At 45.6% G+C, this 4,678-nt stretch carries 1 protein-coding gene; it reads right to left on the bottom strand.

The window, feature by feature from the left end; translation table 11 throughout:
• Window positions 1-4,678 (bottom strand): mucin-binding protein (locus WEIDD23_RS13435; RefSeq protein ID WP_197458789.1); only part of this gene is annotated, 4,678 nt, incomplete at both ends.

The raw sequence follows: 4,678 nt of genomic DNA, 5'->3' as shown, positions 1-4,678 counted from the left end.
GTCTGTGCTTCAGGCGTGTAAACCACGTTGTAGGTTGCCCCGCCAGCCACCATTTGAATAGGTGCCGTGGGGTCAATCGTTGATTGATTATCCTTATCGCCCGTTGTCACCGTGGCAACATAACCCGCAATCTTAGGGACAACCACTGTGTAGTTGTCACCCGTTGCGTAAGATACCTTATCGATATCTTGCGTCGCGTTCGTACCTGTTGACTTACCTGGCAATAACGCAACTGCCTTCGCATTTGGCGTCTTATTAGCGAAACCGTAGTTAACCGTCAATGGTTGGATGGATGCCTTCAAGTTGTAGACCACTGTGTTATCACCAGCGATGACTTGCAAGTTTTGGGCATCAGCATCATCAACTGATAGTTCCTGACCATTGATTGTGATTGTTGCCACTTGGTATCCACGTGGAATCAACGCCTTCAATGGGCCATCAGCCGTCACATCATACGTTGAATCCGTGGCAGCTTGCACAGTATCGGCTGTCATTTGGGTCATTTGCACCTTGGCATTCTTAGGCAAGGTGTATGACGTCTTGATATTTTGCACTGCTGGCGTGTAAATCACGTCGTAGTATGCACCATCAGCCGTCATGGCCAAACCGGCGGCTGCAATCGCCTTAAATTGGGTTGCTGTGTACGTGTTCAAAACAGTTCCGTCAGCAGCCTTCGCAACAATTTGGGCAGTGTAACCAGCAACTGTTGGTACCGCTACATTGTAGGCGTCGTCAGTCGCAACCGTGTCGTTAACATTGGCCGCAATCGTTGTCTTTGGGGTCGTCCAGTTTGCCACCTTTGCTGTGGTGTAACTGTACGTTACCTGCAAAGGCTCTGGCGCTGCCGTCAATGTGTATTCGATTTGGTTCGCAGTCGTGCCAAGCTCTGAGACAGCCTTCACCACTTCATCAACTGATGTAAAGGCTGCATCCCCCTGGTGCAACCCACTCGTGGCTGAGTCGGCCGTCGCAACAACAGCCTTGTTATACGTGATTTGGCTGACGTAGTAACCAGCGGGGATGGTAGCCCCACCAGTTGTATCAACCGTGTACGTCGCATTCGTATCACGAACCGTCGTCGTCGTTGCAGGCATCTTATCAGTTGCTGCAGCGGCATTCTTCGTATCAGATACGTAACTCGTCGTAATCTTTTGTGGCACTGCCGTGAAGACCACATCATAGTTCGTGCTTGGTAGCACCCCACTGGCCACGTAGGCATTTCCGTTAAACGTCAATGCACCCGCGTCTGAACGTGAGAATCCTGCAATATCAGCTGCGGTATCCGTCACAGTATAGGCACCGCCACCATCAGCTGGCATATCAGCCGTTACGTGAATAACCGCTGGCGTACGGTCACTGTAGTATGAGTTGCCATCGGCATCCACTACTGGTTCACCCTTATTAATCACCTTACCGGCTGAATCCTTGTAAGTGTATGTGATAGTTGGGTCAACCTTGTATTGGTACGTGACAAAGTTATTAGCCGCTTGATATTTATGATCGACGTTATTGGTATCAACACTCAAGTTAACCCACGTCTTCTGAATATCAGTCAATTCAATCGGGTTCAAAATCGTCTGCTTCGTTAACGTTCCAGCAGCAATTTCAGAAGCGTGTTCCGTATTGTATGCTTCTGCCTCTTTATTTTGAGCCGTCATAAATTTGTTATAAACATTCGTCACATAATCAATATATTCATCTGAAGTTTGTGGAACAGGGTCGTCTTTACCATCACCATCCGCATCAAAATCAAATGTCAAAGGCGTTGAAGACCAAACACCTTCTTTATCGACCAGCTTATACCCATCGAAGTTTTTAACAGCTGAAGCCTGTGACGTAGCGCTGATAGTTCCATCAAGACCAACTGAACGCCAGTCACCAACAACTTCGGCGCCCATGTCACCAGTTGTCACCATATTCGTCGATAGATACGTATCAACCATTCCGTTTGACGTCTTTGACTGAACAACTTGGCCCTTGTCATTTACCAAAACATAGTTTGCAGTCACTGTCATACGATTTGGCGTATAACGCACGACCAAGTGAGGCGCCTGTTGGGTACCATTGCTTCCACCAAGCAACTCGTTAAATTGTGGATCAGGATCATAGCTATTATTAGCGTCGTTTTCAATCAAACCAAATCCATTTACCTTTGGTCCATATGGACCATTCAAATTTCCTTGGTCAGCTCCGGCCGTTGTATAGGCTGGAATTGGCAACGTAGGCACCTTAAATGAGTAGAACCCGCCGGCAAATCCGACTTCGTGTGTCAAAATTCCGGTAGGTGGCTCATTTGGCTTATCAGGGTCCTGAACCAGGTAAACGATGTCAAACTGGTACATTTCTGGACGGTACGTCACGTACAAAGTACGACCATTGTCAGGGTCATCGTCATCTGAGAAAGTGTAACGTTTGGCCACGACACCTTGGTCGTCAGTCTTACCCTTTGGACCTGTACCATCTGGGTAAGTTGTTACAGAGCCAAGCTCATCTGTTTCAGTATCAGGTGTATTTCCTTCACCGAAATCAGCAGAGTAGAAGTAATAACCTTGCTCCAACATTCCCTTATTAGAAACATTTACCACATAATCATTGCCATACACCCCGGTAGCAACCGCGCTATCACCTTGGGGATTTACCGTCATGTAAATTGGATTACCATCTTTATCCAAAACTGGATTAACCGTCTTACCGTCGGTTGACGTCATTTGCTGTACACGATAAACAATTTTAACTTTGGCCGCATTAGCCGTGTACACCAAGTTAACCTCTTGTGGTGTCCCATCGACTGTTGCCGTGCCGTTGTTCGTCTTATCAAACGCCGTTGTGTTCGTCGTTTCGTCGGTTACGAGGGTATAACCCTTGACCACCTTGTCGACAGATTTGTAATCAACTGTATCACCCGTCAATCCATTGATTGCAATGACATCCTTGCCCGGCATCTTTGTCAATGACCCATCTGTGTTTTGCACCATGTAGTTCACATGAACCGTTTGGGCATCCTTAGCATAGACAATTGTAAACACTTGCGGCTCTGCATCAGCACCATTCACGTTATCAGAATCATCGAATGTGGCAGTTGCTGGTAAGTCAGTCACAATGTGATAGCCAGGTATTGCCTTCAAGGCTGCCGTAATCGCTGAAAAGTCTACAGCGCCAGCCGTCACACCATCTGGCAAATTAACATTGTTCTTCAATGCCTTGCCATCTGGTCCAACAAACGCAACTGATGCTGATTGCATATTTGCCTTGTAGACCAAGTTAACTGTTTGAGGCTTTGTATCATCATTAACTAATGCTTTTCCTGTCGTAGCATCAATTTTCACTCGGTTGTAATTATCCGTTTGAGCCGTTACACCAACCGTGTCATATGTCGTTGTTGTTTCACGTCCATCAGAAATCAATTGATATCCCTTGATATTTGCCAGCGACGCAATTGGCTGGTAATCAATCGTTGTGTTTGAATATCCTTTAACCGCCGTAGCAGTTCGGATAGCCTCCCCATTCTGATTAAGGAAATTAACATTAACTGTCTGAACACCATCTTTTAGATAGTAGTAGACTGCATAAACTGGTTGTGTACTTGTTTTTGCAGTTGCCGTATTTTTTGCCACAGTATTATCATCTGTCGCAGAAACCATCGTTGGCATCGTCGAATAGGCATAAACCCAAGGACTACCATCACTAGCGTATGCTCCTGTCGCTGGATATGAAACGTCTGTTTGATCACGTGCACCAGACATATAACCGTTAGAGTATAACTCCCAACCCGTCATTGGTTCAGGCAAACTCCAAGTCATGCCCTTCGTTACTGTTTTACCAGTATCTAAATCTTTAGAATCATTTGTCAGTGTGACGTAGAAATATGTCATAGATGACGAATCGGGAGTCGTCAAAATTTGTTTGATTGAACCATCAGCATTTTTAATAACACCTGTTCCATAATTTTGAGTAACTGACTTTCCGTCGCCCAATGGAATCGTAACGACCGGATTTGAGATTTGAGCAACCTTTACCGAACGACCATCTGCCGTTGTTTGCGTAAAAATCGTTGCGACAGTTCCACTAACCATCATCTTCGTGTTCCATGGGTTGATACCACCCGCTAATGTTTGAACGAAAACAACGTTATTAGTCCCTTGCGTAAAGTCAGATGCCGTCTTCACCGTCGAAGACGCGTATCCCATCCCCTTCGCAAACGTTTCGCCATTATAAGTGTATCCATTCTGAATACCCACAAACTTTCCATTCGCATCAAATGCATTCGTATCATCAGTTGACAGAAGAACGAAACTATAATTAATCGACTTACCAGTATACGCTAATGTAACGGTCTGATTTGTTTCAGTATCGTCGTCGTACGTCAATTGCTGTTTATCTGGTGCCACACCATTTTGGGCATCATAGGCATACTTAGACATTGCGGCTGGTAGTGTGTCTGTTTTGAGGTACTTTGCAATCTGTGTATAGTCAATCGTCTGACCAGTCGTACCCGTTAATGTAATCGACATTTGGTCAGAATCTGGCATGGCATACTGACTCACCAGTTTTGCAGGATTAGTGATGTCATATTGGTTAACCACAAAGTTCACCACAACCTTCTGCAAATTAGCCTTATAATTCATCACAATCGCATTATCTGCACTAACCGCACTCAACTTATCCAGTGCTGCTAAGG

Source organism: Weissella sp. DD23 (assembly GCF_001579105.1).
Classification (GTDB): domain Bacteria; phylum Bacillota; class Bacilli; order Lactobacillales; family Lactobacillaceae; genus Weissella; species Weissella cibaria.
Note: the sequence above shows the minus strand (reverse complement) of the source record. Positions and strands in the feature narration are given on the sequence as shown.